The following is a 26503-nucleotide window of genomic DNA, read 5'->3' on the forward strand; positions in this document are numbered from 1 at the left end:
GCCGGCCCATGACTCAGACACCCACAGATCGCACACCCGCGCAGGGACAGGCGAAAGTGCAGCTCACCGTCCCCGCCCAGCACCCCATGGTGACCGTGCTGGGTTCCGGGGACTCCCTCCTGCGTGTGATCGAGAAGGCCTTCCCGGGGGCCGACATCCATGTCCGGGGCAACGAGATCAGCGCGGTCGGCGACGCGACGGAGGTCGCCCTCGTTTCGCGCGTGTTCGACGAGATGATGCTGGTGCTGCGCACCGGGCAGCCGATGACGGAGGACGCAGTGGAACGCTCGATCGCCATGCTCAAGGCGAGCGAGAACGGGGAGAGCGACGGCCAGGAGACCCCGGCCCAGGTGCTCACGCAGAACATCCTGTCCTCGCGCGGCCGTACGATCCGCCCCAAGACGCTCAACCAGAAGCGCTACGTGGACGCGATCGACAAGCACACCATCGTCTTCGGCATCGGCCCCGCCGGCACCGGCAAGACGTACCTGGCCATGGCCAAGGCGGTGCAGGCCCTGCAGTCCAAGCAGGTCAACCGCATCATCCTGACCCGGCCGGCGGTCGAGGCGGGGGAGCGGCTCGGCTTCCTCCCGGGCACGCTCTACGAGAAGATCGACCCCTACCTGCGCCCGCTCTACGACGCGCTGCACGACATGCTCGACCCCGACTCGATCCCCCGGCTGATGGCGGCCGGGACCATCGAGGTCGCACCGCTGGCGTACATGCGCGGCCGCACACTGAACGACGCCTTCATCATTCTCGACGAGGCCCAGAACACCAGCCCCGAGCAGATGAAGATGTTCCTCACCCGCCTCGGCTTCGACTCGAAGATCGTGATCACGGGTGACGTCACGCAGGTCGACCTGCCGGACGGCACCAAGTCCGGGCTGCGGCAGGTGCAGGACATCCTGGAGGGCCTGGACGACGTCCACTTCTCCCGGCTGTCGTCCCAGGATGTCGTCCGGCACAAGCTGGTGGGCCGTATCGTCGACGCGTACGAGCAGTACGACAGCACGCACGGCACCCAGAACGGCACCCACAAGGGCGGCCGCGGCAGGTCCGGGCACAAGGGGAAGTAGACCGAGCAGCAGATGTCGATCGACGTCAACAACGAGTCCGGAACCGAGGTCGACGAGCAGGCGATTCTCGACATCGCCCGCTACGCGCTCGCCCGCATGCGCATCCACCCGCTCTCCGAACTCTCGGTGATCGTCGTGGACGCCGGCGCCATGGAGCAGCTCCACATCCAGTGGATGGACCTGCCCGGGCCGACGGACGTCATGTCGTTCCCGATGGACGAGCTGCGGCCGCCGTCCAAGGACGGCGACGAGCCCCCGCAGGGGCTGCTCGGCGACATCGTGCTCTGCCCGGAGGTCGCCGCCCGGCAGGGCCAGGACGCACCGACGCGGCACACCATGGACGAGGAGCTGCAACTGCTCACCGTCCACGGTGTGCTGCACCTGCTGGGCTACGACCACGAGGAGCCGGACGAGAAGGCCGAGATGTTCGGCCTCCAGGCGGCCATCGTGGACGGCTGGCGCGCGGAGAAGGGCCTGACCGGCCCGTCCCCGGCCCCGACCGTGTCATGAGTCCGACCCTCGTCCTCGGCGCGATCGCCCTCGTCGTGGTCGCCTGGCTGGCCGCCTCCGCGGAGGCCGGCATCGCCCGCGTCTCCAGCTTCCGCGCCGAGGAGGCCGTACGGTCCGGCCGCCGGGGCAGCGCCAAGCTCGCCCGGATCGCCGCCGACCCCACCCGCTACCTCAACGTGGCGCTGCTGGTGCGCGTCGTCTGCGAGATGGCCGCCGCCTCCCTCATCACCTACGGCTGCCTGCGCGAGTTCGACGGCACGGCCGAGGCCCTGCTGATCGCCATCGCGGTCATGGTCCTCGTCTCCTACGTCGCCGTCGGGGTGTCCCCGCGCACCATCGGCCGCCAGCACCCGCTCAACACCGCCACGGCCGCCGCGTACGTCCTGGTGCCGCTCGCCAGGATCATGGGCCCGATCCCGTCGCTGCTCATCCTCATCGGCAACGCGCTCACCCCCGGCAAGGGCTTCCGGCGCGGCCCCTTCGCCTCCGAGGCGGAGCTGCGCGCGATGGTGGACCTCGCGGAGAAGGAGTCGCTGATCGAGGACGAGGAGCGCCGGATGGTGCACTCCGTCTTCGAGCTGGGCGACACGCTCGTGCGCGAGGTGATGGTGCCGCGCACCGACCTGGTGGTCATCGAGCGGTACAAGACCATCCGGCAGGCCCTCACCCTCGCCCTGCGCTCCGGGTTCTCCCGGATACCGGTGACCGGCGAGAGCGAGGACGACATCGTCGGGATCGTCTACCTCAAGGACCTCGCCCGCAAGACGCACATCAGCCGGGACGCCGAGAGCGAACTGGTGTCCACCGCGATGCGCCCCGCGTTCTTCGTGCCCGACACCAAGAACGCCGGTGACCTGCTGCGCGAGATGCAGAAGGAGCGCCGGCACGTCGCCGTCGCCGTCGACGAGTACGGCGGCACCGCGGGCATCGTCACCATCGAGGACATCCTCGAGGAGATCGTCGGCGAGATCACCGACGAGTACGACCGGGAGATCCCGCCCGTCGAGGAGCTGGGCGAGGACCGCTACCGGGTCACCGCCCGCCTGGACATCACCGACCTCGGCGAGCTGTACGGGCTGGAGGAGTACGACGACGAGGACGTGGAGACCGTCGGCGGACTGCTCGCCAAGCACCTCGGCCGGGTGCCGATCGCGGGCGCCTCGTCCGTGGTCGAACTGCCCGACGCGCGCCGGCTGCGGCTGACCGCGGAGGCGTCGGCCGGACGCCGGAACAAGATCGTGACGGTGCTGGTGGAGCCGGACGGCCCCGCGGACCCGCCCCGCGAGGACGAGGGGGCCGGTCCGGAGTGACCCCGCGACAGCTCCGCGCCCTGTGCCTGTCCTTCAACGCGGCGGTGGAGGACTTCCCCTTCAACGCCGAGACCTCGGTGTTCAAGGTGCGCGGCAAGCTGTTCGCCCTCACGGCCCTGGACGCGCGGCCCCTCACGGTCAACCTCAAGTGCGACCCGGAGGACGCGATCCGGCTCCGCGCCGAGCACCCGGACCTGATCGTCCCCGGCTACCACATGAACAAGCGCCACTGGAACACCGTGACGGTCGACGGAGCCCTCCCGGACCGCCTGGTCCGGGAGCTGGTGGAGGACTCCTACGACCTGGTCGTGGCCGGTCTCCCGCGGGCCGAGCGCCTCCGCCTCGACCGTCCCTGAGCTCCCCTTATCCTCAGATCATGACCGACACCACCGCGCTCGACCCCGAGGACCGCAAGATCGTCACCCTGGCCCGCTCCGTACGGGCCCGCAACGGAGTGCCCGAGGGGGCCGCCGTACGCGACGAGACCGGGCGGACGTACGCCGCGGGGACCGTGGCCCTGGACTCCCTGAAGCTGAGCGCCCTCCAGACGGCGGTGGCGATGGCCGTGGCGTCCGGTGCGACGTCGCTGGAGGCGGCGGCCGTGGTGACGGCGGCGGAGACGGCGTCACCCGAGGACCGGGCGGCCGTACGGGACCTCGGCGGACCCGGCACCCCGCTGCTGCTGGCCGGCCCGGACGGAACGGTACGGGAGACGCTCACCGCGGGCTGAGGCACGCCGGCCCCCCGGGCGCCGGGCCCGTCCGTCTTCGACCGATCCCACCGGGCCGGTCCCACCGGGCCGACCGCACCGGGCGGACGGACCGGGCACCCCACGGGCGTCCGGTCCGGCCCGTTCCGGACGGTGGTGCGGCGGGGCTCCCGGCATCAGGGACAATGGGCGGCATGAGCGTTCGTACCCAGTCATCCGAGCAGCCGGCCGAGGCCGTCCACAGGGCCGGTTTCGCCTGCTTCGTGGGCCGCCCCAACGCGGGCAAGTCCACCCTCACGAACGCTCTGGTCGGGCAGAAGGTGGCAATCACCTCCAACCGGCCGCAGACCACCCGGCACACCGTCCGCGGCATCGTGCACCGCCCGGACGCGCAGCTGATCCTGGTGGACACCCCCGGCCTGCACAAACCGCGCACCCTCCTCGGCGAGCGGCTGAACGACGTGGTGCGCACCACATGGGCCGAGGTCGACGTGATCGGCTTCTGCCTCCCCGCGGACCAGAAGATCGGCCCCGGAGACCGCTTCATCGCCAAGGAACTCGCCGGGATCAAGAAGACCCCGAAGGTCGCGATCGTCACCAAGACCGACCTGGTGGACGGCCGCGCCCTCGCCGAACAGCTGATCGCCGTCGACCAGCTCGGCCGGGAGCTGGGCATCACCTGGTCCGAGATCGTCCCGGTGTCGGCGACCGAGGGCCGGCAGGTCGACCTGCTGGCCGACCTCCTCATCCCGCTGATGCCGGAGGGCCCGGCCCTCTACCCCGAGGGCGACCTCACCGACGAGCCCGAACAGGTCATGGTCGCGGAGCTGATCCGCGAGGCGGCCCTCGAAGGCGTCCGCGACGAACTGCCGCACTCCATCGCCGTGGTCGTCGAGGAGATGCTCCCGCGCGAGGACCGCCCCGCCGACAAGCCCCTCCTCGACATCCACGCCAACCTGTTCATCGAGCGCCCCAGCCAGAAGGGCATCGTCATCGGCCCCAAGGGCAAGCGCCTGAAGGACGTCGGCATCAAGTCCCGCAAGCAGATCGAGGCGCTCCTCGGAACCCCGGTGTTCCTCGACCTCCACGTGAAGGTGGCCAAGGACTGGCAGCGCGACCCCAAGCAACTGCGCCGGCTCGGTTTCTGACCGGACGCGCCTTCCGCGCGGCGGCGGCCGCGGACCGACGCGTCCGGGTCAGCCGCGGCGCTGCTCGCGCAGCAGGTCCCTGAACCAGCCGTACGACGCCTTCGGGGTCCGCTCCAGCGTGCCGAAGTCGACGTGGACCAGCCCGAAGCGGCGGGCGAAGCCCTCCGCCCACTCGAAGTTGTCCATCAGCGACCACACGAAGTAGCCCCGCACGTCCACACCCGCCTCCACCGCCCGGTGCAGGGCGCGGAGGTGGCCGTCGAGGTAGGCGATGCGGTCCCGGTCGTCCAGACCCTCGTACGCGCAGCCGTTCTCCGTGACGACCACCGGAGGCAGACGGTCGCCGTAGCGGGCACGGAAGGTGGTGAGGACCTCCGTCAGCGCCCGGGGGACCACCGGCCAGCCGAAGTCCGTCACCGGATGCCCTTCGATCTCCCGCACGGAGAAGGGCAGTCCGGCCGGCATCCGCACCCCGCCGAAGTCGATCTCCGTGCCCTGCGGGGCGCCCACGCGCGTCGGCGCGTAGTAGTTGATCCCGTACCAGTCCAGCGGCGCCGCGATGACCGCCAGATCCGCCTCGACGTCGCCCGGCATCAGCTCGCCGATGCCCTCCGGGTAGCGGCCGAGCAGCAGCGGGTCGGCGAACATCCCGTTCAGCAGGGCGTCGTAGAAGCCGGCCGCCGTCACGTCCGCCTCGTCCTCGGAGGCCGGCCAGGTCGGCGCGTGCGAGTTGGCGATCCCGATGTCGCCGGCCCCCGCCGCCCGCAGGGCGCCCACCGCGAGCCCGTGCGCCAGCAACTGGTGGTGGGCCACCGGCAGCGCGTCGAAGAGCAGGTTCCGGCCGGGCGCGTGCACGCCCAGCGCGTGCCCCAGCAGCGTGTGCTCGGCGGGCTCGTTGAGCGTGATCCACTTCGTCACCCGGTCGCCCAGCCGCCCGGCGACCTCCGTGACGTACTCCGCGAACCGCTCGGCGGTGTCCCGCTCCAGCCAGTCGAGACCGACCGGCAGGTCCCAGTGGAACAGCGTCGGCACCGGCCGTACGCCCGCCGCGCACAGGTCGTCGACCAGCCGGTCGTAGAAGTCCAGGCCGCCCTTGGCCAGCACCCTCGGCCAGGAGACGGAGAAGCGGTACGCGTCCACGCCCAGGCCGGCCAGCAGCGCCACGTCCTCGGCGTGACGGTGGACGTGGTCGCAGGCCACCGCCGCCGTCGAGCCGTCGCGCACCCGGCCCGGCTCCGCCGAGAACACGTCCCACACGGACGGCTCCCGCTCGTCCACCGCCCCCTCGATCTGGTGTGCCGAGGTCGACACACCCCACAGGAAACCGTCCGGGAAACGGGGCATCGCCTTCGTCGTCGCCATGGCCCGGATCATCCGCACAGGCGGCCGACCGCGTCAACGCCCCTGCGGCGAAAGGCGGTTACGCGCCCTCCTTCAGCACTCTCCGGATCAGCGCGCGCTGCTGCGGGGTCAGCCGGGGATCCGCGCAGTACACCGACCGGCCGTCCACCGTGATCCGGTAGGCGAAGCCGTCCGGCACCCCCGCCGGCGGCGTGCCCCGGCCGGCGGCCAGGGCCCCCTCGGCCAGGGCGTGCCACTCATCGGCGTCGGCCCGTCCCGAGGTGTCCACCTCGGCCTGCCGCTCGATGCCCGCGAACCCGCCCGTGCGTCTCACCTGAATGCGCATGGGTCCGTGTCTAGTACGGAACTACAGCGTCCGCACCCCCACCCGCTCCCAGGCCTTGGTCACCGCCTGCAGTTCGTCGCCGTCGCCGTACCGGGCGCGCGCCGCCTTCACCGTCAGCGTCGCGAAGTCCGTGAACTTCGCGTCCTGCTCCAGATCGCCGCCGGTCAGCACGTCGTACCAGACCTGCCCGGCCCGCTCCCAGGCATGCCCGCCGAGGGTGGTGGCCGCCAGGTAGAAGGCGTGGTTGGGGATGCCGGAGTTGATGTGCACCCCGCCGTTGTCCCGGCCGGTGCGGACGTAGTCGTCCATCGTCGCCGGCTGCGGGTCCTTGCCGAGCACGTCGTCGTCGTACGCCGTGCCCGGCTCCTTCATGGAGCGCAGCGCCTTGCCGGTGACCCGCGGGGCGAGCAGTCCGGCGCCGATCAGCCAGTCGGCCTGGTCGGCGGTCTGGCCGAGCGTGTACTGCTTGATGAGCGCGCCGATGACGTCCGAGACCGACTCGTTGAGCGCGCCCGGCTGCCCGTAGTAGGTCAGGTTCGCGGTGTACTGCGTGACGCCGTGGGCGAGTTCGTGGCCGATGACGTCGATGGCGTTGGTGAAGTCGAGGAAGATCTCCCCGTCCCCGTCGCCGAACACCATCTGCTCGCCGTTCCAGAAGGCGTTGTTGTAGTCCTCGTCGTAGTGCACGGTCGCGTCCAGCGGCAGCCCGTTGCCGTCGATGGAGTCACGGCCGTAGGCCTTCAGCAGCAGCTCGAAGGTGGCGCCGAGACCGGCGTAGGCGCGGTTGACGGTGGCGTCCTTGCCGGGAGCGTCGCCCTCGCCGCGCACCTTCGTCCCCGGCAGGTCGGTGCCGTGCCGGGCGTCGTACACGGTGCGGTGCGGCTTGCCGGGCTCGGCGTCGGCGAGCACGGCGACGGCCGGCGCGCCGACCACGGTGGTCAGATGCCGCTGGGTGCGCTCGTAGGCGTCACGCTGGATGGTGCGGCGCGCGGGCCCGGAGAGCGCCGGGTCGTCGGCCTGCGCGAGCCGGTCGAGGACGTGCGGCGGGATGATCGTGCAGAAGACGGGCTCGAAGCCCCCGTTCCTGGTCATGTCCCGAACCATCGCACTGTGTCATCGGCCTGTCACCCCTCGCGACCATGATGGATGAAATCCCCCGGCACTCCGCCTCCGGCCGCCCCGGAAAGTGGTATGCGGCACTTTTTGTCCCCTTCATTCCGGCGGTCCCGCATACTGATACAAGACCTCGCACGGCGGGCCACTCGGTTAAGCTGCGGAGCATCATGCGTTTCGGGCTGCTTCTCCTTAGCTGCCGCGGCGAGGGCCTGCAGTAGAGGCCGACCCCCTCCCCGCGGAGTTCGGCGCTGCGCCGTCGGCCGTCCACCAGGACACCCCCGCGGACCTCCGAGGAGCCCACGCATCATGGCAAACCGCCAGCAGCCCAGTTCGATGCCGATCCAGAAGTACGGCCGCTACGAGCAGGTCGACATCGCCGACCGCACCTGGCCGCAGCAGCGGATCACCACCGCCCCCCGCTGGCTCTCCACCGACCTGCGCGACGGCAACCAGGCCCTGATCGACCCCATGTCGCCCGCCCGCAAGCGCGCCATGTTCGACCTGCTGGTCACCATGGGCTACAAGGAGATCGAGGTCGGCTTCCCCGCCTCCGGCCAGACCGACTTCGACTTCGTGCGCTCCATCATCGAGGACCCGGACGCCATCCCGGACGACGTCACCATCTCCGTACTGACCCAGGCCCGCGAGGACCTGATCGAGCGCACGGTGGAGTCCCTGAAGGGCGCCAGGCGCGCCACGGTCCACCTGTACAACGCCACCGCGCCCGTCTTCCGGCGCGTGGTCTTCCGCGGCTCCAAGGACGACATCAAGCAGATCGCCGTCGACGGCACCCGGCTGGTGATGGAGTACGCCGAGAAACTGCTGGGCGACGAGACCGAGTTCGGCTACCAGTACAGCCCCGAGATCTTCACCGACACCGAACTGGACTTCGCGCTGGAGGTCTGCGAGGCGGTGATGGACGTCTACCAGCCCGGCCCGGGCCGCGAGATCATCCTCAACCTGCCCGCCACCGTCGAGCGTTCCACGCCCTCCACGCACGCCGACCGCTTCGAGTGGATGGGCCGCCGGCTGTCCCGCCGCGAGCACGTCTGCCTGTCGGTCCACCCGCACAACGACCGCGGCACGGCCGTCGCCGCCGCCGAGCTGGCCCTGATGGCCGGCGCCGACCGCGTCGAGGGCTGCCTGTTCGGCCAGGGCGAGCGCACCGGCAACGTCGACCTGGTCACCCTGGGCATGAACCTGTTCTCCCAGGGCGTCGACCCGCAGATCGACTTCTCCGACATCGACGAGATCCGCCGTACGTGGGAGTACTGCAACCAGATGGAGGTCCACCCGCGCCACCCGTACGTGGGCGACCTGGTCTACACGTCCTTCTCCGGCTCCCACCAGGACGCCATCAAGAAGGGCTTCGACGCGATGGAGGCCGAGGCGAAGGCCAAGGACGTCACCGTCGACGACATCGAGTGGGCCGTCCCGTACCTGCCGATCGACCCCAAGGACGTCGGCCGCTCCTACGAGGCCGTCATCCGCGTCAACTCGCAGTCCGGCAAGGGCGGCATCGCCTACGTCCTGAAGAACGACCACAAGCTGGACCTGCCGCGCCGGATGCAGATCGAGTTCTCGAAGATCATCCAGGCGAAGACCGACGCCGAGGGCGGCGAGATCACCCCGACCGCCATCTGGGACGTCTTCCAGGACGAGTACCTGCCCAACCCGGACAACCCCTGGGGCCGCATCCAGGTCGCCAACGGCCAGTCCACCACCGACCGCGACGGCGTGGACACCCTCACCGTCGAGGCCACCGTCGACGGCGAGCAGACCACCCTGACCGGCTCCGGCAACGGACCGATCTCGGCCTTCTTCGACGCACTGGGCGCCGTGGGCATCGACGTACGCCTGCTGGACTACCAGGAGCACACCATGAGCGAGGGCGCCTCCGCGCAGGCCGCCTCGTACATCGAGTGCGCGATCGGCGACAAGGTTCTGTGGGGGATCGGAATCGACGCGAACACCACGCGGGCCTCGCTGAAGGCGGTCGTCTCGGCCGTCAACCGCGCGGCGCGCTGAACTGCCGTTTCGTGGGGTTTGAGGGGCTCCGTCCGCCGATTCCGGCGGGCGGAGCCCCGTCATTTACCGGCCAAAGGCTGTGGGGGTCACGGAAAGGTCACACCCGGGGTACTGACTCCGGGTCGCGGATGTGGCTAACATCACGCAAGCGCGGCGATGTTGCCGTGGCGCTGACGGAGGTGCGACGTGCTGCCAGAACGGGGACCCCACGGCCATACGGCTGCCGCTGCCGGACTGTCGCGCCTGCTGGGCATCCGCACGGCGTGGACCGCCGTCGGCGACGGCGAGTTCTTCTGCCCCGGCTGCGGCGGTGACCGCAACTACCAGCGGCTCACCGGACGCCGCCGCTTCACCCTGCTCGGCGTGCCCGTGCTGCCGCGCGGCGAGTCCGCGCCGACCGTCGAATGCGCCGCCTGCCGCCGCCACTTCGGCACCGACGTCCTGGACCACCCCACCACCACCCGCTTCTCCGCGATGCTCCGCGACGCCGTCCACACCGTCGCCCTCGCGGTCCTCGCCGCCGGCGGCACCTGCTCCCGCGCCTCCCTGGAGACGGCCGCCACCGGCGTGCGCGCGGCCGGCTTCGACGACTGCACGGAGGAGCAACTGGCCGCGCTCGTCGAGGCCCTGGAGGCGGACACCGGCCGCTTCACCGGCGAACCCTGCACGGCGGGCCTCGCCATCGAACTCCACGAGGCCCTCGACCCCCTCGCCCCCCACCTCGCCGCCCCCGGCCGGGAGTCCATCCTCCTCCAGGGCGCCCGCATCGCCCTCGCCGACGGCCCCTACACCCCCGCCGAACGCGACGCCCTCGCCACGGTCGGCGCCGCCCTCACCATCTGCACGACGGACGTGACCCGCCTGCTGGCGGCGGCACGGACGCCGTCCTGACGGGCCGCCGCCCCTGCCGGCGCGTCCCTCACGGCCGCGGAACGTCCGGCGCGCCCCTGCTGGGGGAGTCAGGCAGCTGCCGGAAGGTCGAGGCGCATGACCAGTCGGTGTTCACCCGGACCGAAGTACTCGCTGCGGAAACCGTTGTCGGGCTGCTCGGGTACGAAGCCCAGACATTCGTACAGTGCGACCGCGACGGTGTTCCCCGGCTCCACGGTGAGTCGGACGACGCGGATGCCGTCGTCGCGCAGCCGGATGAGGATCTCCGTCATCAGATCCCGGCCCAGACCCTCCCCGCGGCGGTCCGTCGACACGCACAGGCCCAGGATCCAGCTGTCACGGTTGAGGATGCTCGTCGCCGCCAGTACGTATCCGTGCAGGTGCTCGCCGTCATCCAGGACCAGGCAGTGCTGACGGTACATGTCGATCATTTGGCGCATGAGGAAGTAGGGGTATGCGACCTCCTCGAAGACCTGCGTGTCGAGAACGTGCAACTCGGCCACGTCCGCCGACCGTGCCTGTCGGAGGATGAGGGATCGGGCGGGTGAAGTCCGGATTCGTGCCGGCAGTGCGTTCCAGAGCTCGGACGTCATCAATGCCTCACTGTCTTCGGGTGAACCTGGTCGCCGCTCGGCATGTCCTCCGTACGAGTGTGTTGTGTAGTCTGCGGCTCTGCATCAGCGTCAGTCCCCAACTCGGCTGCAACAAGGGGGCTTTGGGGGCGCATGAGAGGCATGCCCGAGAGGTGGGCATGCTTCGGGGGAGTGATGTGCGCCCGTCCGGGAGATGGGCTGAGTAAAGGGTGTGAGGGGCAGAGGACTCTCGGGGCTCAGCACCTGTCGTCCCCCCTCGGGGACGGTGGGTGCGAGGAGGTGGACGCAGTGGCACAGGGGAGATGCCCTGGCTTCCCGGGGCATGGGCAGCCGAGAACGGACCTCCGGCGATGAGCCGGGGTGAGGGGCCGAGAGGGCCGCGACGGCTCCTCATCGCAACGGCCGTGGCGCATCTGCCCCGCTCCCCGGCCGGCAGTCGGCCCGGGCTCGTCCAGGCACGGCAGAAGATCATCGATCTGTTCACCACTCGCCTCGGGTACACACACGTCAGCGACCTGGGGTTGGACCCCGACCGCAATGCCCTCCTCGACCAGCTGGAGCGTTTCGCCATGTCGGAGGACAGGCGCCCGGACGACATGGTCGTCGTCTATCTCGCCGGGCACGGCCAGTTACTCGGGTCGACACCCCGCAGGCACATGTTCTTCCCCGCCGACAGTGATCTGTCCAAGCCCAAGCAGGCACTGCCGACGTCCCAGATCGCCTCCGTCCTGCTCGACGAAACGAACATCAAGCAGCTGCTCCTCGTACTCGACACCTGTCATGCCGGCCAGGGGGCGGGAGACTCCGTAGCGGCCGCGCTGGAGAGCTTGCGCAGGAGTCCGGACAACGACAGCGCGGGTGTCGCGTTCATCGCCTCCGCTCAGCCGGTCCAGTCCGCGCTGGTCGATGCCCTGCCCAGTTTGCTCACCGCCGCAGTGGACAGCCTCGCCACCGCCGGGGAGAAGCCCGAGTATCTAACCCTCGGCTCGCTCGTTGCTCACATGAACGCAGACGTCAACAGGCCGCCGACACAGAGCATCGAGTGGCACGCGGCCAAGATGCTCGGTGATGTGCCGGCGTTCTTTCCGAATCCACGGCGGCACAGCCGCCCGTTCGAAGCAGATCTCGCGATGCAGCAAGCGATCGAATGGCAGGCGCAGGCAGAGCGCAGGGAAACCGAACTGGCCAGGCGCATGCTGGTGCGTGCCAAGGCTTCGTTCGGTGAAGAGGGCGGATGGTGGTTCAGCGGCCGCAGACGGGCACTCACCGAGCTCACGGAGTGGCTGGAAGAGCCGGGCTCACCGTCGGCGGCTCTGGTGGTCACGGGCGGTCCCGGTTCCGGGAAGACCGCCGTACTGGGCCTGGTCGCGGCGCTCACCAGCGAGGAACGCCACCACAGCGTCCCGGTCCGCCTGCTGGACCTGCCGCGGTCCGCGGTGCCCCGGCCCGGATCTGTCGATGTGGTCATGTACGCGCAGGCCCTCACGGACGAGGACGTGCTCAACGGGCTGGCGGCAGCCGCCGGAGTGCGGGCCCCGACGGTGGGGGCTCTGCTCGACGCCTTGGCGAACAGAAGACGCCCGTTCACCGCGATCATCGACGCTCTCGACGAGGCAGCCACTCCCAACTCGCTCGTGACGCAGCTCGTTCAGCCGATCATCCGGTTCGGCAACGGCAAGGCGCGGCTCCTCCTCGGAACCAGACCGCATCTGCTCAGGCATCTGCAGCGAGATGTGAAGGTGCGGATCGTCGATCTGGACAGCGAGACGTACGCGGACCGGGCCGCGCTCGCGGCCTACGCCCGCCGGGGGCTGACGGACTCACGGCTCGACAGCCCTTACGCCGAAGCCGCTCCGGCGCTGGTGAGTGAGGTCGCCGATGCTGTCGCGGAGGCGGCCTTCCCGTCCTTCCTGGTCGCCCGCATCGTTTCCGGGACACTCGCCGCACAGGGCGCGGTCGCCGACCCCCGGGATCCCGGGTGGCGTCAGGCACTGCCGAAGACCGCGGACTCGGCCATGGCGCAGGACCTGGACGAGCGGCTCGGTGCGGAGGCGGACCGCGCCCGGGACCTGTTGCGGCCCCTTGCCTACGCGGAGGGCCAAGGGCTGCCCTGGGAGGACATCTGGAGCGCGCTGGCCTCTCGCTTGTCGGGACGTTCCTACAACGACGAAGACCTCCTGTGGCTTCAGAACTCCACCGGCCGCTATGTCGTCGAGGCAACCGAGTTCGGGCATTCGGCGTACCGCCTCTATCACCAGGCCCTGGCCGAGCACCTACGGCGGGACGAGAACGCGAGAGAGGCCCAGAAGGCGTTCGTCGAGGTATTGACGCGTCTCGTTCCGCGTACGCCTCTGCGCCGGCTCGACTGGCCGCGTGCTCATCCCTACACGCTGCACCACCTCGCCACTCATGCCGCCGTGTCCGGCGAACTGGACGAACTGCTGTCGGACTCGGAGTACCTCGTGCACGCCGAGCCCGCGCCCCTGCTGGCCGTCCTGGACAGACTCACGACAGAGCCGGCTCTCCGGCTGGCAGACCTCTACCGGACATCGGCCGGTGACCACCGACGTGCCAGCCCGGGCATCCGGAGAGATCTGCTGGCGCTCGACGCGATGCGCTTCAAGGACCGGAACCTCTCGCGTCGTCTGAGCCGCAACAGTCTCTGGCGTCCCGTCTGGGCCACTGACAGCCAGACCACCCGGGCCGCGGTCGAACGGCCCGGATCCGTCAACGCCGTCGCCTGCGGGGAAGTGAGCGGTCGCCCGGTCGCCGTCAGCGGGAGCACCGATGGCCTCGTGCGGGTCTGGGACCTGCGCACGGGAGAGCTCTGCTCCGTCCTCGTCGGTCACCAGGGAGCCATCAACGCGGTCGCCTGCACGACGGTGAACGGCGTGTCCGTCGCCCTGTCCGGGGGCGACGACTACACGGTGCGGGTGTGGGATCTGTCGACGGGGGAGAGCGTGGCGGTCCTGAGCGCTCAGGGAGGAGCCGTCAACGGGCTGGCCTGTGCGGTCGTGAACCAGGTGCCGGTGGCTGTCGTAGGTGGCGGCGACGCGTCGGTCAGACTGTGGGATCTGGCCACCGGGGACCAGCTTGCCTCCCTCGTCGGTCATCCGGGTGCGGTCAACGGGGTCTCCTGCATCACCGTGCGGGACGTACCGCACGCGATCAGCGTGGGAGCCGACGGCTCCGTCCGTCTCTGGGACCTGCAGGAGCGGAGGCAATGTGCCGCCTTCGCCGGCCACAGCAGTTGGGTGTGGGCGGTGTCGTCCACACGGGTCGACGGCATCTCGGTCGCTGTCTCCGGCGGTGGCGGGGACGGGCACCTGTGCGTGTGGGACCTGGAGCGGCGTGAGGCCCTGCGGGTGCTGAGCGGCGACACGGGCTGGGTGAACGGGGTCGCCTGCGTGACCGTCGACGGACGGCCACTGGCGGTGGTGGGCGGAGGCGACTACACCGTCCGCGTCTGGGACCTGGTGCGGGGCGAGCCTTCCGCCGTGCTCGAAGGACATGCCGGCGCTGTCAACGCCGTCGCGGCGACCGAGGTGGACGGTGCTCCTGTGGCCGTCACCGGCGGCGCCGACGGTTCGGTGCATGTCTGGGACGTCCGGGCCGGAACACGGCGTCTCCTGCTGGGTGTCGAGGAGAGCTCCGCCGCGGATGCCGGCCCGACGGAGCGGGAGAGGAGCGCACGCTCCGGCGCTGCCGGGCAGGGACCGTCGACGGGTGGGAACGGTCACACCGGGTGGTTGTGGTCGGTGGCGCACACGAGGATCAAGGGCTCGTCGGCCGCGCTGACCGTGGGAGGGGACGGTGACGGGGCGGTACGCCTCTGGGATGCGCGTACCGGGGACCAGACGGCCGTGCTCACCGGACACACGGGCGCGGTGAACGCCGTCGCCTGTGCGGATGTCGACGGAGTTCCGGTCGCCGTCGTGGGGGGCGGCGGCACCTATGCGTTGCACGTCTGGGATCTGGAGACCCGTCGGCACGAGAGGGAGCTGCGGGGGCACGCGGACTGGATCTGGGGACTGGCCACCACCCACGTCGACGGGCGTGCGGTGGCCGTGTCCGGTGACGCGTCGGGGGTCATGCGTGTGTGGGACCTCAAGTCCGGCGAGAGCCTTGGCTCCGCGGAGGCTCACGCGGGAGTGGTGAACGCGGTTGCCTGCACGCGTCTCGATGGCCGCCACGTGGCCGTCACCGTCGGAGACGACGGCATCCTGTGCACGTGGGACCTGCTCACCGGGCGGCGGATCAACACCCTGACGGCCCATTCCGGTGCGGCTCACGGCGTGGCCTGTGCCCGTGTCGGCGAGCGGGAACTGGCCGTCAGTGTGGGGGACGACGGTGCGATGCGGGCGTGGGACCTGTCGTCCACCGACGAAGTGGCCGTCCTGCCAGGTCACACCGGTGTGGTGAACGGAGTGGCAACCGGCCATGTCGACGGTCTGCCGGTCGCCGTCACAGTGGGCGACGACTACACGGTACGGGTGTGGAATCTGCACCAGCGGACCGAGATGCTGAGCTGGGCGACGCCCTATCCGGCGCGCGCGGTCTCTCTCGGCGACGACGGGGACTTCGTCGTCGGCACGGGGCACGAGATCGTCGCCTTCGAGATGGGTACGTCCACTGACTTCGACCGGCGCCGGCCGTTCTGACGCGCTAGACGGGGGATGCGATGGCACGTGTGGTGTGCGTACACGGCGTGGGCAAGCAACAGCTCGGTGAGCAGACGTTGCTGAGCCAGTGGGTACCGGCGCTGCACGACGGAATGCACCGGGCCGGTTCGCCGACGAGGCTCGCGGGATCCGACGTGACGATGGGTTTCTACGGAGACCTGTTCCTGCCGCCGGGGCAGCGTCTGGGCGGCGACGATCCTCACTACGAGTGGTGGGACGTGTCGGCCGGAGTGGAGACGGAGCTGCTGCTGGAATGGTGGGAGCACGCCGCTGCCGCGGAGCCGCAGGTCGTGGCTCCGGGCGCTCAGGACCTCCTCGCCGGTGTCGGTCCGCTGGTCCAGTCGGCGCTCCTCGCGCTGTCGGGATCGAGGTTCTTCGCGGGCCTCGCGGAGAAGGCGCTCATTTTCGATCTGAAACAGGTGGTCCGCTATCTTGCCGACCCCGAGCTGCGGGCCGCCGCGTGTGACCGGGTGCGGCAGATGGTCGGAACGGACACCCGTGTGGTCGTCGCTCATTCTCTGGGCAGCCTGGTGGCATACGAGGCGCTGTGTTCCATGCCTGAGCACGGCGTGCGGTCCTTCATCACACTGGGGTCCCCTCTGGGAATACCCAATCTGATATTCGACCGCATTCATCCGGCGCCCGAGCAGGGAGTGGGCAGATGGCCGGGGGAGCCTTCCTCCACCGCCTGGACGAATATCGCCGACGCCCGGGACGTCGTGGCCCTGGTGAAGGATCTCCGTCCCTGCTTCGGTCCGGACGTCGCCTGTCACTTGGTGCCCAATGGCTCCCACGTGCACGACGCCGTCCATTACCTGACCAAGAAGGAGACGGGGGCGGCGATCGCAGACGCATTCGGATGAAGTCCAGTGGCTGGATTACCCCTGGTAGTCTCATGCCGGTCAGGCGATTGTTACGGTGGGGCCGGGCGTTTTTCGCGCCGGCCTGCCATCGCGTAGGTGTCCTTCGGTCTGGGGCGAAAGGTTGGCAGGATGATTCGGAATGCAGATGCGCCTTGGTCCGCGTTTGCCCCGGACGCGTACATTGACATCAATTACCGGGCCTCCGGTGCGGTCGACCTGGAGATCGTGCGACTCATGCGCGATCACTTCAGCCGGAGTTTCGGCGGCTCCGCCGCCCACTCGGCGCGGGGTGTCGATGTGGGGGCGGGTCCGAACCTCTATCCGGCGCTGGCCATGCTGCCCTGGTGTGACAAGATCACCCTTCTCGAGTACGCGCTCCCCAACATCGCGTACTTGGAACAGCAGGCGTCCGGTGAGGGATTCGACGTGGTATGGGACGCGTTCTGGGAGGTTCTCGTCAAGGATCCGGCCTACCGGGCCGTCGAACCGAGGAAAAGGTTCGGCGAGATCGTCCGGGTGGAACGTGCCGACCTGTTCGACCTCGAGGACTGGCAGCGTTGGGACATGGGGACCATGTGCTTTGTCGCTGAGTCCATGACAGAGTGCCCCGCCGAGTTCGAGCGCGGCGTCCGCGCTTTTATGAACGTTCTGGAGGCAGGCGCGCCCTTTGCCGCCGCGTTCATGAAGGAGTCCGAGGGATACGTCGTCAAGGGGATCCGGTATCCGGCATTCCGGGTGGCTGCCGAGGGGGTCGAGAAAATCATGGGTGAGTACGCGGAGGGCCTCGTCGTGCATGATCTTCAGTACACGGTACGGGAGGGGCACGAGGGCATGCTGCTGGCGCTGGGAAGGCGTAAAAGTAATTGTTTCTGATGATAGTTGATGGGAATCATGCCTGAGATGCCGGTTCGCCGGCTTCTACGAGGGGTGCGGGGATGCAGATCAAGCCACGGCAGCACTTGCTGGAGCTCTGGCGGGCCGCGGCCCGTCACTCGTTCGAGGACGGCAAGCTCGTCTGGGGGGACACCGACGGGCTGAGCAGTGTCGCGGACGCGGAGCGGCTGCTGTGCCTGCTGTATCCCGCCACCGAGATCCCGGCGTTCCGCCTGGACCAGCCGGACACCACCGAGCGGGACGTGCTGCGCGCGCTGGAGCAGGTCGGCAGCCGGCTGGAGATCCCGCCGAACCTGATCACCGCGCTGACCCAGTTCATGCGCACCTACACCGGCCCCGACGACAGTCCCACCTTCGCCGGCGGCCCGTACTTCAAGCCCGCCGACGCCAACGAGGAACTCACCTACGAGCAGGGCAAGTTAGGCGTCGTCGACTCCTACTCCATGTCCGTCACGCTGTGTCTCGCCACCCTCGGCTTCCTGAAGGTCTACGAGAGCAGCACCACCCGTCCCGAGGTGCGCCGGGCACTCAGTGAACTGAGGGACGCCACCAACACGCGGCTGACCTCCGCGATGATCAGCCTGCTGCGCTCCTTCACCGTCAACGTCTTCGACGCCGAGTCCGAACAGGGCCGGCGGCTGATCCAGGTCATCGGGCAGAACCGGCACTCCGACCGGGCGGTGCTCCAGCAGTTCTCCCGCCGCTTCCGCCCGCTGCGCGCCACCATCATCGAGAGCCTCAGCCGCGGCATCCAGGTCGACGAGAGCATCCGCGACGAGAGCCAGCTCTTCGAGTGCGGCTGGGCCTGGGGCGTGGTGCGGGACGCGCCGCGGATCACCGACCTGGACGTCCAGGTACCGGGCCAGCCCGACGGCATCGCCGACCGGCTGCCCTACGTGTACTTCACCGTGGTCGCCCTGGACGGTATCCAGGACCTCTTCTCGGAGCGCACCCTCACCCTGGGCCTGCTCAACGCCGACCAGCAGAAACTCGCCGAGGCGCTCCGGCTGCGCTGGGAGCTCAGCCAGCAGTACTGGTCCGCCGTCGCCCGCTTCGGCAGCGACCGCTGGCCCCTGGAGGACCTCCCCTGGCAGACCACCGGACTGCGCCTGGAATCGGAGTACTTCTCCCTGACCGTCGCGGCCATCCTCGTCCACGACCTGGTCCGCCGGAAGGCCACCGACGACGACCTCACCCGCACCGTCGCCATCATGGAACGCCTGGCCGACCGGGGGCGCGTCACCAGCCGAATGACCAGGAACGACCCCGTCGTCCGGCTGCACGACCCGGGCGTGCTGATGCCGCTCGCCGGGTCCGAGCGCTCCGGGTCGCTCCTCCAGTGGCGGATGACCGACTTCTCGGCCCAGCTGCTCAAGCGGACCGTCCAGCTCGCCGAACTCTCCCGGAACATCGACGCCCAGGACCGGCTGCTGCGCCTCGCCGAGCAGACCTTCGAGCACCTGTGGAACCGGAGGATCGAGGAAGGTCCCGGCGCCGGCCTCTGGGACAACGTGCGGGCCGTCTACCCGGACGCGCACGGCATCACCCGCCGCCTGTCGTGGAGCGTCACCGAGCGCGTCACCGAGTGCCTGGTCGCTGCCCGCAACCTGTACGAGCAACAGCCCATCCGCAGCCCGGAACTCGCCGAGCTCGCCCGGGACCTGCTCAGCGAGGCCACCCACCTGTTCGGCAAGGAGCAGCTGGAGGCGTCCACCACCGCGGACGGGAGCCGCGGCCGGGCCATGCGGAGCATCGAGAGCCGCCTGGACCACGCCCGCGGTCTCGTCGACGAACGGCCCGCCACGGCCTTCGCCCTCGCCCTGCCGGTGCTGCAGGAACTCGACACCCTGGCCCAGGCCCGGGACGCCGCCGGGCAGGAGGGCTGAGCCGTGCTCGTCTTCGCCGCCTCCGACAAGGGAGGCACGGGCCGTTCGGTCACCAGCGCCAACCTGGCCTATCAGCGCGCCCTCACCGGCGACCACGTGGCCTACGTGGACTTCGACTTCGGTTCGCCGACCGCCGCCGCCGTCTTCGACGTACCCAGCGCGATGCGCGGCACCGAGGAACAGGGCCTGCACTCCTACCTCGAGGGTGAGGTCACCGAGCCCGCCGGCATCGACATCTGGCGGCAGACGGAGCACCCCGTGCTGCGCGCCCGGCAGAACCAGTCCGGGCGCCTGGTCCTCTATCCCGGCGACGTCGGCGGCGGCGAGTTCGCCACCGGCGAGGACGCCCTGGAACGGTGCATCGACCTGTTCCTGCGGCTCCACGGCGAGTTCGACCTCGTCGTGGTGGACCTGAGCGCCGGCCGGAGCTACGCCGTCGACCTGGTCCTGGCGGCCACGGCCCACCCCCGGATGCGCAACGTCCCCTACCGCTGGCTCGTCTTCCACCGCTGGACGCACCAGCACGTCATCGCCGCGGCCGGCCTCGTCCACAAGGAGAACGGCATCGTCCGCAGCGGCGTCGACCGCGGCCACGACGAGGAGACCCTGCAGGGCAACATCCGCTTCGTGCGCGCCGCCGTCCCCGACCCCGAGTCGCCCCTGTGGTCGCAGGTGTCGCACGCCCAGGAGGCCTGGATGCAGGCCTGCAACAAGGCGCTGCGCCGGCTCGCCGCGGACCAGCGCATCGGTGACAGCGTGGTCCTCGGCACCGTACCGCTGGAGCCCATCCTGCAGTGGCGCGAGCAGCTGATCACCGAGGACGACGTGCTCTCCACCCAGATCGCCAACAAGGAGACGCTGGAAGCGCTCGAGGAGATCGCCCGGCGACTGACCGACGACTCCCACTGGGGGCGGCCATGACGGAAGCGGTGTTCCGCGAAACCACCGCCGAACCACGGACCCAGTCGGTGCCCCTGGCCCATCTCTCCCTGGAGCTGGGCCACCTCTACATGGAGGATTTCGAAGCGGGGCCGGGCCATCTGCGCCGGCACCTCGCACGGGTGCGCCCGTGGGCGGAGGCGGCACGCGCCGCCGCGGCCGACCGGGCGGGCACCACCCGGCCCCGGGTCAGCACCTGCTTCCTCATCGACGACTACTTCACCCGCTTCTCCAGCCCCGCCGAACTCGTTCCCCTCCTGCTGGCGGAGGCCGACCGCGCCGGACTGCCCGTCGACTACCTGGCCCGCGAATCCGGCTGCGCGGTCGCCGGCAAGGTGCCGGTCGCGGAGGCGGTGGCCGGCCGCATCGTCGAGGAACCGCCGCCCGGCAGCTACGGCAACCGGCCCGCGGCGGCGGAGACCGGCTGGCTGGCCAACGGAGTGCGCAGCCCCACCGCGCGTGCCCCGCAGGCCATGAGGAAGGCGGCCGCCTGGCAGCCGCCCACCGAGACCGCGGCCCGCCGCCACTCCGTCTTCCTGGACGTCGAACTCTGGGACGACACACCTGACGGGCAGCGAGTGTGGTCCTGCCCCTTCCTGGCCGCCGTGTGGCAGCTCGCCCGCCTCGGACTGCTGCGCCACCAGGGCGACGCCGTCCTCGAACCGCACCCCCACACGGACTCCGGGTTCCCGGACGACTGGGACGAACTGCCCGCGCTGATACGGCTCAACCCGCGGGCGGCGCCCTTCGCCGCCTACCGGACCTGCTCCGTGCTGCCCAACCGCTTCCTGCCCGTCGAGCACGCGGTCCGGGTGATCCTCGACCAGACCGACGTGGACCCGGAAGCGCTGCGCCAGGTCGCCGAACGGTCCGCCCGCGAGGGCGTGCCCGTACCCCCCTCGGTGGCCGACCGCATCTCCTACCTCTTCTACGAGGGGTCCTGAGGTGCGGCCGGAGGACACCGCACCGCGTGCCGTACTGGACTGCGGAGAGGTCCGGACCTGCCTGCTGCCCGCCGGGCAGGCCCTCGACAGCCGTGCCGCCGCCCAACTGCTGCGCCTGCGCGCCGACGAGCGGGTCCTGGTGTCCGAACGCCCCAACGTGTACGGGCGTTCCCCCGACGTCCTCACCGGAGTCGACTGCCCGCTGCCCAGTTCCAACGGCGCCCGGGTCCGCGCGGTCGGTACGGTCGCGGCCCGGGCCGCGCTCACCGAGGGACGGGTCCTGCAGACCTCCGCGCACTTCCGGGTGACGGCGACGGGACCCGACCACCGCCGGCCCTGGGGCCACTACCTGGTACGGCCCGCGGTGGTCGAACCGTTCGGCAGGCTGCCCCGCGACGCGGTCGCCGAAGGGCTCCTCGGCGGCGGCCGGCACGGCGACCTCGATGTCGGGCTGATCGCCGCCGGACTGCAGACGCGGCTGCTGCGGCACCCGCTGCTCGACCAGCGGCCGCCGCTGAGGTCCCGGCCCACCCGGCTGCGCTGGGTGGCGGTGCCCGCGCGGGACGGCGACGGCCCGTCCCTCGAACGGTTCACCCTCGCGGAGGACGAGCTGCGCACCGTACGGCTGCGGGTCCCCGAGGGCACGGCCAGCGCCGACGTGGCCGCGCTCTGCGACGACCTCGCGCTGCACGACTGGCTGTTGACGACCCTGGTGCGCATCCTCGACGGCATCCGCCTGGGACCGGGGCTGCCGGGGCCGCGGCGCCGCCCGGCCGCCGCCGACGACCTGCCCGTCGTGGTCGGGGCGCTGCGGCCCGCCGTCGACCATCTGCTGCACCTGTGGATGCCCCGGGCCCGGGTGCCCGGGCACCTGGCCCCGCTGTGGGACGTGCTCGAGGACGAGCCCGGGTTCACCCGGCAGTGGCTCGCCCTCGTGCAGCGCGTCCGCGACCAGCTGACCCTGCACGCGATCCCTTCGGCCCGCCGGGAGGTGGAGCCGACGCCCTGATCCGACCCGGGGCGCCCACCGGTGGTGAGCGGTCCCGACCGGGCCCCACGCACATGTCCGCACCCCGAACCGACGCGTTTCCCGACGGGGGGAGAAGCGAGATGAGCACGGCACAGTCACCGCAACCCGAAGACACGGTCGGCCCGCCGGTCACCGTGGGCGCCTCCGACCGGCCGGACGGCCGCAGGCCACCCGGCAGGCCGTTACCGCCCCGCACCGCGCACACCCCGGAGCGGCCACCGGACGACACCGCGACGGGCATCCCGGACCGGGACGCCGGAGCCGGTCCGTGGCCCCGCACACTGCTGGCCGGCCTCGTCGCCGGTCTGCTCGCCTGGGGCGTCGCCGCGTTACTGAGCCCGGAGGACGGTACGACGCGGCAGCTCGGCGCCGCCGCCCTGTGCGCCGTCGCCGCGGTCGCCGCCCGGCACCTCCTCCTCGGCACGGACCGCACGGCGGAGGCACGGGCCCGGCGGGCCGAGCACCTGCTCGCCGAGACCGCCGCCACCGTACGGGACGGACTGCGGCGCTACGACGACGAACTGCAGAGCGGCCTGACCCGGCACACCGAGGACATGAAGGAGCTCGTCGAGACCCGCCTGGTGGCCCCGGCGCGCCCCGCCGAGCCGCATCCCGGGCCGGCACCGGAGTGGGTGCGTGTCGAGTCCGTGCCGGACCTGGCCACCAGCTTCGCCGAGGCCCTGTCGCCGGGTCTGCCGATCCTGTCCACCTTCGTCCGCCTGGAGATGCAGCGGGTGATCGGGCAGATGACGGATCTCAGCACCCTCATCGCGGAATGCCCCGGCGAGAACCACGACTGGCTGCTCACCCTCACCCGGGCCGCGGAGCACTCCATCTGCGCCACCAGCACCTCCGTCGACCGCGAGTTCTGGAACAGCGAACCCGCCAGCCGTTACCTGCACGCCCAGCGGGAGGCGATCGAGCACGGGGTCCCGGTGCGGCGGCTGTTCCTGCTGGAGAGCGCGCGGGAGCTGGACGACCGGCTGCTGCGGCTCTGCGAGGAGCAGCAGGTCCTGCACATCGAGGTGCGCGTGGCCGTCCTGCCGGAACTGCCGCCGCACCTGCTGCGGGGCACGACCAACGACTTCATCGTCTACGACGAGACGGTCTCCTTCGAGATCGACCAGGACCTGCGCGACGTCAACATCAGGACCCGGCTCATCGCCCGCCACGACCACGTCCAGGACCGCATGAAACGGTTCCGGGAGCTCTGGGACGCCGGCATGAGCCTGCGTGAACTGGAGGTGCGGGTCGACGACGAGGAGGACGGCACCTGGATGGTCGACCGGGCCTGACGGCGGGGGCCGCCGGGCGGTTCACAGGGTGTGGTGCAGCCAGCGCTGGATGGTGGTGTTGATGCTGCCGGACAGGGCGCTCAGGCTCTCGATGGCCTCGCGGTCCTCGGGGCGGGGCGGGATGCCGGCGGCGGTCAGGGCGGCGTGCAGCTCCAGCCGGCGGCGGTCGCGCGGGTCGATCGCGGTGTCGAGGCGCTGGGACGGGTTCGGCGGGGCCAGCAGGTAGTCGCCCTCGTGCGCTCCGGCGGGCGCGGGCCACCAGGGGGCGGCCGAGTCGTCCGTGAGGGCGCCGGGGTCGGTGAAGGCGTGGTGCGGGCCGTACTCGAAAGCGGTCGCGGTCATGGCCGGTCTCCTCACCAAGGGGTGTCGGTTCTGCTGGACAGGAGCGCGGCTGGGGGAGAACCGGTTGCGCCGGAGCGGAAACGTCACGCCAACGGCGTCATCGGCAGCTCATCGGCTTGCAGAGAAGTGGTTGCATAGATTCCGTTGCAGAGGTTTCTTTGCAACGCTACCTTTGTATCCATGGACGAGCCCACTGACCCGCAGGATCTCAGGATCCACAGTCTCGACGCCCGCTCGCTGCGCGGCCTGGCGCATCCCCTGCGTATGGAGCTGCTGAGGGCGTTGCGGCGCGACGGTCCGGCCACCGCCTCCCAACTGGCCGCCAAGCTGGGCGAGTCCAGCGGAGCCACCAGCTATCACCTGCGCCGGCTCGCGGCCCACGGGTTCGTGGAGGACGCACCGGAGCACGGCAAGGGGCGGGAGCGGTGGTGGAAGGCGGTGCACGAAGGGGTGCGCTTCGACGACGCCCTGCTCATGGACCGGGACCCGGAGGTCCGTGGAGCCGCCGACCTGTTCCTGCACGAGGTCGCGAACAACCACACCAGCGAGATCGCGACCTGGCTCGGCACCCGCGGCGACTGGTCCGAGGCCTGGCGCCGCGCGTCGGACACGAGCGACTGGACCCTGCGGCTGACACCGGAACTCGCCGAGGAACTCGTCCACACGATGCACGAACTGCTGGAGAGTTACCGCGCGAAGGAACCCGGTGGCGGTGCCCCGGACGCCGAGCGCGTGCGCGTCCACACCCACGTCTTCCCCGTCCACACGGACTGAGAGGTTGCCCGATGCATCCGCAGACGCACCCGGAGATCCATCTCGCCCTGCACCGCGTCCGCGCCGCCGGCCTCCACGCGGAGGCGGACGCGTACCGCCTCGCCGCCTCGGCGGGGCGCCCCCGGCGCCTCCGCGCCCGCCTCGGCCGGACCCTGGTCGACGTCGGTCTGCGCCTGGCCGCCGCCGCTCCCGGGCCGACGGCCCTCGCCCGCTAGCGGCAGTACAGGTCCCGGCCCGGGCGCTCGCCGGTGGAGAGGAAGCGGGTGACCGCTCGGTCACCGCAGGGGTTCCCTTCGGCGAGGTAGGCGTTGTGACCGGTGGAGTTCACCGTGATCATGACCGCACGGCCGCCGAACGCCTCACGGAGCTTCAGCGCGCCGCTGAGGGGCGTGGCCACGTCCCGTTCGTTCTGGACGAGGAGGACGGTGGACGGTCCCTGGCCGGTGATCCGCGTCGGGGCCTCGCGGGGCGGGTGGGGCCAGGCGGCGCACGGCAGCGCGTTGCGGGGCATGCCGGCGGTGAGCGGGTGCGTGGCCCGGCTCTCGGCGACGCCCTGTGCGTACTCGGCGGCCGACTTGGGCCAGGACACGTCGTTGCACAGCGTCCCGATGCCGACGGCGGTCACGTTCTGCAGGACCGCATCCGGCGGGGTGGCCGGCGCCGGCGGTACGGTGCCCTGCCCGGCCGCCCGCATCACCTTCGCGAGGGCCGCGTAGCGGCGCGGCTGGTAGAGGCTGTCCAGCATGGTCTGGCGCAGCACGTTGCCGTTCAACTCACCGGGGTTGGCGCCGGGCCAGGGGATCGGCTCGCGGTCCAGCCGGGCGGCGAGCCGCAGGAACAGCGGACGCACCTCGGCGGCCGTCTCCGCCACCCGGTCCGGGTTTCCGGGCGCCGACGCCCACGCGGCGAAGTGCGGGAACACGTCCTCGACGCCTTGCTCGTGCCCGGCGAGCCAGGCCCGCGCCACCCGGGCCGGGTCGGGGTCGTCGTTGCTGTCCAGCACGATCCGGTCCGTCCGGTGCGGGAACATCTGGCTGTACACCGCTCCGACGTACGTTCCGTACGAGACCCCCCACGCGGAGATCTTCCGCTCACCCAGTGCGGCGCGGACGCGGTCGAGGTCGCGGGCGTTGTCGCGGGTGCTGAGGTGCCGGATCAGTTCGCCGCCGTCGCGCAGGCAGGCCTGCGCCATGCGCTCGGCGGTGGCCATGTTCTCGTCGATCGAACCGTCCGGGGCGGGCCAGGGGCGCAGCTTCGTCAGCGCCAGGTCGTCGTGTTCCAGTCCGCAGTCGACGGACGTGGACGGGGCGAGACCGCGCGGCGCGAACCCGATCAGGTCGTACCGGTCGCGGACCTTCCGCGGCAGCTTCTGCCCCTTGCCGGAGGGGTCACCGAGGCTGGAGCCACCGGGCCCGCCCGGGATGAGGAACAGCGCGCCGCGCCGCACCCGGCCGTCCTCGGCGGGGATCCGGGACAGCGCGAGGGAGATCTGCCTGCCGTCGGGGGCGGCGTGGTCCAGGGGGACCTGGAGGGTGGCGCACTGCTGACGGGGGTCGGCGGCACCGGTGCCCTCGCAGGGGCCCCAGGCGAGCGGTGGCCGGAGCTCGTCACCGGTGGCGGGACCGGGTACGGCTCCTGCGGCCAGGGGTGGGAGCAGGGCGACGAGGAGGGCGACGGGGACGGCCGTCAGGGCGAGGTCGCGCAGGGTCGATGACATGCCTACGAGCGTCCCGGCGTCGCGCCGATGTCCCCATCCGGGCAACTGCCCTGTTCCTCCGGTGGT

Annotated in this window: 24 protein-coding genes; 18 read left to right on the top strand and 6 right to left on the bottom strand. The window is 70.9% G+C overall.

Annotated features, from left to right (window positions below; genetic code table 11):
* Positions 1 to 8 precede the first annotated feature (8 nt).
* The 6 genes from IE172_RS02160 to era all read left to right on the top strand — a co-directional run bounded on the left by IE172_RS02160 (position 9) and on the right by era (position 4756).
* Positions 9 to 1079, top strand: coding sequence for a PhoH family protein (locus IE172_RS02160; RefSeq protein WP_190095304.1), 1071 nt, complete (start codon positions 9 to 11; stop codon positions 1077 to 1079).
* Between the two features lie 12 nt (positions 1080 to 1091).
* Complete coding sequence (gene ybeY, locus IE172_RS02165; RefSeq protein WP_190095305.1) at positions 1092 to 1589, top strand: rRNA maturation RNase YbeY; 498 nt, start codon at positions 1092 to 1094, stop codon at positions 1587 to 1589.
* Positions 1586 to 2899 carry a hemolysin family protein gene (locus IE172_RS02170; protein WP_190095306.1) on the top strand — a complete coding sequence of 438 codons (1314 nt, stop codon included), beginning with the start codon at positions 1586 to 1588 and terminating at the stop codon, positions 2897 to 2899. The genes ybeY and IE172_RS02170 overlap by 4 nt, the downstream gene beginning before the upstream one ends.
* The gene (locus tag IE172_RS02175; RefSeq protein WP_190095307.1) at positions 2896 to 3255 is read left to right on the top strand and encodes an MmcQ/YjbR family DNA-binding protein; all 360 of its coding nucleotides are present in this window, start codon (positions 2896 to 2898) and stop codon (positions 3253 to 3255) included. Before IE172_RS02170 ends, IE172_RS02175 begins: the two co-directional genes overlap by 4 nt.
* A gap of 20 nt (positions 3256 to 3275) precedes the next feature.
* Positions 3276 to 3629 (top strand): cytidine deaminase-like protein, encoded by a 354-nt coding sequence (locus tag IE172_RS02180; protein ID WP_190095308.1) that lies wholly within the window; start codon positions 3276 to 3278, stop codon positions 3627 to 3629.
* Positions 3630 to 3802: 173 nt separating this feature from the next.
* Positions 3803 to 4756, top strand: coding sequence for a GTPase Era (era, locus tag IE172_RS02185; RefSeq protein WP_190095309.1), 954 nt, complete (start codon positions 3803 to 3805; stop codon positions 4754 to 4756).
* 48 nt (positions 4757 to 4804) lie between these two features.
* Here the strand turns inward: era and IE172_RS02190 are convergent, their stop codons facing one another.
* From IE172_RS02190 to IE172_RS02200, 3 genes are read right to left on the bottom strand one after another with little or no spacing between them, the layout of a single operon-like run.
* On the bottom strand, positions 4805 to 6118 hold the full coding sequence (locus IE172_RS02190; protein ID WP_190095310.1) for a GH1 family beta-glucosidase: 1314 nt from the start codon (positions 6116 to 6118) through the stop codon (positions 4805 to 4807).
* A gap of 58 nt (positions 6119 to 6176) precedes the next feature.
* Positions 6177 to 6443 carry a protealysin inhibitor emfourin gene (locus tag IE172_RS02195; protein WP_190095311.1) on the bottom strand — a complete coding sequence of 89 codons (267 nt, stop codon included), beginning with the start codon at positions 6441 to 6443 and terminating at the stop codon, positions 6177 to 6179.
* A gap of 21 nt (positions 6444 to 6464) precedes the next feature.
* On the bottom strand, positions 6465 to 7535 hold the full coding sequence (locus tag IE172_RS02200; protein ID WP_190095312.1) for a M4 family metallopeptidase: 1071 nt from the start codon (positions 7533 to 7535) through the stop codon (positions 6465 to 6467).
* A gap of 330 nt (positions 7536 to 7865) precedes the next feature.
* On the opposite strand from IE172_RS02200, the gene leuA reads away from it, so the two are divergent.
* Positions 7866 to 9587 (top strand): 2-isopropylmalate synthase, encoded by a 1722-nt coding sequence (gene leuA / locus IE172_RS02205; RefSeq protein ID WP_190095313.1) that lies wholly within the window; start codon positions 7866 to 7868, stop codon positions 9585 to 9587.
* A 186-nt stretch (positions 9588 to 9773) separates the two neighbouring features.
* Positions 9774 to 10478 carry a TerB family tellurite resistance protein gene (locus IE172_RS02210; protein ID WP_190095314.1) on the top strand — a complete coding sequence of 235 codons (705 nt, stop codon included), beginning with the start codon at positions 9774 to 9776 and terminating at the stop codon, positions 10476 to 10478.
* 68 nt (positions 10479 to 10546) lie between these two features.
* Here IE172_RS02210 and IE172_RS02215 read toward each other — a convergent pair whose 3' ends face one another.
* Entirely contained in the window at positions 10547 to 10981 is a 435-nt protein-coding gene (locus IE172_RS02215; RefSeq protein WP_306432769.1) for a GNAT family N-acetyltransferase, read from the bottom strand.
* Positions 10982 to 11475: 494 nt separating this feature from the next.
* Between IE172_RS02215 and IE172_RS02220 the strand changes: the two genes are divergently transcribed.
* The 8 genes from IE172_RS02220 to IE172_RS02255 all read left to right on the top strand — a co-directional run bounded on the left by IE172_RS02220 (position 11476) and on the right by IE172_RS02255 (position 23604).
* Entirely contained in the window at positions 11476 to 15732 is a 4257-nt protein-coding gene (locus IE172_RS02220; RefSeq protein WP_190095316.1) for a caspase family protein, read from the top strand.
* Positions 15733 to 15779: 47 nt separating this feature from the next.
* Positions 15780 to 16616 carry a lipase family protein gene (locus tag IE172_RS02225; protein WP_306432770.1) on the top strand — a complete coding sequence of 279 codons (837 nt, stop codon included), beginning with the start codon at positions 15780 to 15782 and terminating at the stop codon, positions 16614 to 16616.
* Between the two features lie 129 nt (positions 16617 to 16745).
* Positions 16746 to 17489 (top strand): SCO2525 family SAM-dependent methyltransferase, encoded by a 744-nt coding sequence (locus tag IE172_RS02230; protein WP_190095984.1) that lies wholly within the window; start codon positions 16746 to 16748, stop codon positions 17487 to 17489.
* A 62-nt stretch (positions 17490 to 17551) separates the two neighbouring features.
* A complete protein-coding gene (locus IE172_RS02235; protein WP_190095318.1) occupies positions 17552 to 19396 on the top strand; it encodes an SCO2524 family protein in 1845 nt (614 codons plus the stop codon).
* A 3-nt stretch (positions 19397 to 19399) separates the two neighbouring features.
* Entirely contained in the window at positions 19400 to 20317 is a 918-nt protein-coding gene (locus tag IE172_RS02240; protein WP_190095319.1) for an SCO2523 family variant P-loop protein, read from the top strand.
* Positions 20314 to 21279: an SCO2522 family protein gene (locus tag IE172_RS02245; RefSeq protein ID WP_190095320.1), complete on the top strand. Its 966-nt coding sequence runs from the start codon at positions 20314 to 20316 to the stop codon at positions 21277 to 21279. The genes IE172_RS02240 and IE172_RS02245 overlap by 4 nt, the downstream gene beginning before the upstream one ends.
* A 1-nt stretch (position 21280) precedes the next feature.
* On the top strand, positions 21281 to 22288 hold the full coding sequence (locus IE172_RS02250; protein ID WP_190095321.1) for an SCO2521 family protein: 1008 nt from the start codon (positions 21281 to 21283) through the stop codon (positions 22286 to 22288).
* Positions 22289 to 22389: 101 nt separating this feature from the next.
* A complete protein-coding gene (locus IE172_RS02255) occupies positions 22390 to 23604 on the top strand; it encodes a hypothetical protein (RefSeq protein ID WP_190095322.1) in 1215 nt (404 codons plus the stop codon).
* Positions 23605 to 23625: 21 nt separating this feature from the next.
* On the opposite strand, the gene IE172_RS02260 is transcribed toward IE172_RS02255, so the two are convergent.
* On the bottom strand, positions 23626 to 23946 hold the full coding sequence (locus tag IE172_RS02260) for a hypothetical protein (protein ID WP_190095323.1): 321 nt from the start codon (positions 23944 to 23946) through the stop codon (positions 23626 to 23628).
* Between the two features lie 180 nt (positions 23947 to 24126).
* Between IE172_RS02260 and IE172_RS02265 the strand changes: the two genes are divergently transcribed.
* Together IE172_RS02265 and IE172_RS02270 are read left to right on the top strand one after the other, a co-directional pair.
* Positions 24127 to 24720, top strand: coding sequence for an ArsR/SmtB family transcription factor (locus tag IE172_RS02265; protein ID WP_190095324.1), 594 nt, complete (start codon positions 24127 to 24129; stop codon positions 24718 to 24720).
* Between the two features lie 11 nt (positions 24721 to 24731).
* Positions 24732 to 24935 carry a hypothetical protein gene (locus IE172_RS02270; RefSeq protein WP_190095325.1) on the top strand — a complete coding sequence of 68 codons (204 nt, stop codon included), beginning with the start codon at positions 24732 to 24734 and terminating at the stop codon, positions 24933 to 24935.
* Here IE172_RS02270 and IE172_RS02275 read toward each other — a convergent pair.
* Positions 24932 to 26437, bottom strand: coding sequence for an alpha/beta hydrolase (locus IE172_RS02275; RefSeq protein ID WP_190095326.1), 1506 nt, complete (start codon positions 26435 to 26437; stop codon positions 24932 to 24934). The genes IE172_RS02270 and IE172_RS02275 overlap by 4 nt on opposite strands.
* Positions 26438 to 26503: the final 66 nt, after the last annotated feature.

This window comes from Streptomyces griseoflavus (assembly GCF_014649995.1).
In the GTDB taxonomy this organism is placed as follows: Bacteria; Actinomycetota; Actinomycetes; order Streptomycetales; family Streptomycetaceae; genus Streptomyces; species Streptomyces griseoflavus.

Coding starts and splice junctions, on each gene's coding strand:
- IE172_RS02265 (WP_190095324.1), top strand. CDS start 24,127: ATGGACGAGCCCACTGACCCGCAGGATCTCAGGATCCACAGTCTCGAC.
- IE172_RS02235 (WP_190095318.1), top strand. CDS start 17,552: ATGCAGATCAAGCCACGGCAGCACTTGCTGGAGCTCTGGCGGGCCGCG.
- ybeY (WP_190095305.1), top strand. CDS start 1,092: ATGTCGATCGACGTCAACAACGAGTCCGGAACCGAGGTCGACGAGCAG.
- IE172_RS02230 (WP_190095984.1), top strand. CDS start 16,746: ATGATTCGGAATGCAGATGCGCCTTGGTCCGCGTTTGCCCCGGACGCG.
- IE172_RS02260 (WP_190095323.1), bottom strand. CDS start 23,946: ATGACCGCGACCGCTTTCGAGTACGGCCCGCACCACGCCTTCACCGAC.
- IE172_RS02160 (WP_190095304.1), top strand. CDS start 9: ATGACTCAGACACCCACAGATCGCACACCCGCGCAGGGACAGGCGAAA.
- leuA (WP_190095313.1), top strand. CDS start 7,866: ATGGCAAACCGCCAGCAGCCCAGTTCGATGCCGATCCAGAAGTACGGC.
- era (WP_190095309.1), top strand. CDS start 3,803: ATGAGCGTTCGTACCCAGTCATCCGAGCAGCCGGCCGAGGCCGTCCAC.
- IE172_RS02245 (WP_190095320.1), top strand. CDS start 20,314: ATGACGGAAGCGGTGTTCCGCGAAACCACCGCCGAACCACGGACCCAG.
- IE172_RS02180 (WP_190095308.1), top strand. CDS start 3,276: ATGACCGACACCACCGCGCTCGACCCCGAGGACCGCAAGATCGTCACC.
- IE172_RS02255 (WP_190095322.1), top strand. CDS start 22,390: ATGAGCACGGCACAGTCACCGCAACCCGAAGACACGGTCGGCCCGCCG.
- IE172_RS02190 (WP_190095310.1), bottom strand. CDS start 6,118: ATGGCGACGACGAAGGCGATGCCCCGTTTCCCGGACGGTTTCCTGTGG.
- IE172_RS02270 (WP_190095325.1), top strand. CDS start 24,732: ATGCATCCGCAGACGCACCCGGAGATCCATCTCGCCCTGCACCGCGTC.
- IE172_RS02195 (WP_190095311.1), bottom strand. CDS start 6,443: ATGCGCATTCAGGTGAGACGCACGGGCGGGTTCGCGGGCATCGAGCGG.
- IE172_RS02200 (WP_190095312.1), bottom strand. CDS start 7,535: ATGACCAGGAACGGGGGCTTCGAGCCCGTCTTCTGCACGATCATCCCG.
- IE172_RS02170 (WP_190095306.1), top strand. CDS start 1,586: ATGAGTCCGACCCTCGTCCTCGGCGCGATCGCCCTCGTCGTGGTCGCC.
- IE172_RS02275 (WP_190095326.1), bottom strand. CDS start 26,437: ATGTCATCGACCCTGCGCGACCTCGCCCTGACGGCCGTCCCCGTCGCC.